Below are 1,335 nucleotides of genomic sequence, written 5' to 3' on the forward strand. Positions count from 1 at the left end.
GGCGAATTCGAAGGGTCGTTGCAACACGTGGTGAGTTGATCAAGCCGCGAGCAGTGTACGCAGGCGCTCGGCTGGAGTTTCCCAGCCGAGCGTTTTGCGTGGGCGGCTGTTGAGCTGGTCGGCGACGGCGGCCAGGCGCTCGGGGGTGTGGGCTGCCAGGTCGGTGCCCTTGGGGAAGTACTGCCGCAGCAGGCCGTTCGTGTTCTCGTTGGTGCCCCGCTGCCAGGGGCTGGCGGGCTCGCAGAAGTAGACCGGGACACCGGTGTCGCGGGTGAATCCTCGGTGGGCGGCCATCTCGCAGCCCTGGTCCCAGGTCAGGGACCGCTGCAACTGCTCCGGCAGCATCTTGAAGACGTCCGTGAGCGCGTGGCGCACAGCGCCGGAGGTGTGGCCGAAGGGCAGGTGGACGAGGACCAGGTAGCGGCTGCTGCGTTCGACCAGGGTGGCGATCGCGGAGCGCGACTTGGGGCCCACGATGAGGTCGCCCTCCCAGTGGCCCGGGACGGTTCGGTCGGCGGCCTCGACGGGCCTCTCGCTGATCATCAGCATGTTCTTGATGGGGCGGGATCTGCGCCTGTCCGTCTGGCGGCGCGGGCGGCGGAGTCGTCGCCCGGTTCTCAAGTTGCGGGTCAGATCGCGGTGCAGGTCGCCCCGGCCGCGGGTGTAGAGGGCCTGGTAGACCGTCTCGTGGCTGACGTGCATCTCGGGATGCTCGGGGAAGCCTTCACGGAGCGCGCGGCAGATCTGCTCGGGGCTCCACTGGATTGCCAGCCGGTCCTGGATGAAGTCCCGCAGTTCGGGACTTTGGCCGATCTTGCTGGGCTTGGGGCGGGGCCGGCGCTGGTCGGCACGGCGCTGGGCCGCGTGGGGGCGGTAGTACCAGCCGCCCTTCGGCAGCACCGTGCGGTTGCGCCGGATCTCGCGGCTGACGGTCGAGGGACTGCGGCCCAGCTCGGTGGCGATGGCCCGGATCGTGGCCTTCTCCCGTAGCCGGTCGGCTATGTGGATGCGCTCGGCCTCGCCGAGGTAGCGGGAGGTCTCGGGCGCCGCGGGCTCGGCCGGTCCGACGGGAGGCGGCACCACCTCGTAGATAGGTGGTGCCGCCTTGTCCCGGCCCGACGCGTTGCGGCCGTTGCGCCATCTCTTGCCGGTGCGGACGTTGATGCCGACTACCGCGCAGGCTTCGGCCAGCCCCATTCCTTGATCCACAAGCCGGAAGTATTCCTCCCGCTCCCGGACCAGGACCTTCCGGCCTTGAGCCACCGTCCGGTTCTCCCGGATCTTGAACATTGCACCCCTTGAACTGGGGTGTTGCAACGACCACTAGAACTCAAG

At 68.9% G+C, this 1,335-nt stretch carries 1 protein-coding gene; it reads right to left on the reverse strand.

The window, feature by feature from the left end; all coding sequences use genetic code 11:
- Window positions 1-39: 39 nt before the first annotated feature.
- On the reverse strand, window positions 40-1,197 hold the full coding sequence (locus tag ABTY15_RS39685) for an IS30 family transposase (protein WP_350607698.1): 1,158 nt from the start codon (window positions 1,195-1,197) through the stop codon (window positions 40-42).
- Window positions 1,198-1,335 lie beyond the last annotated feature (138 nt).

Origin of the sequence: Kitasatospora sp. NPDC097643, assembly GCF_040302625.1 — a bacterium.
Lineage (GTDB): Bacteria > Actinomycetota > Actinomycetes > Streptomycetales > Streptomycetaceae > Kitasatospora.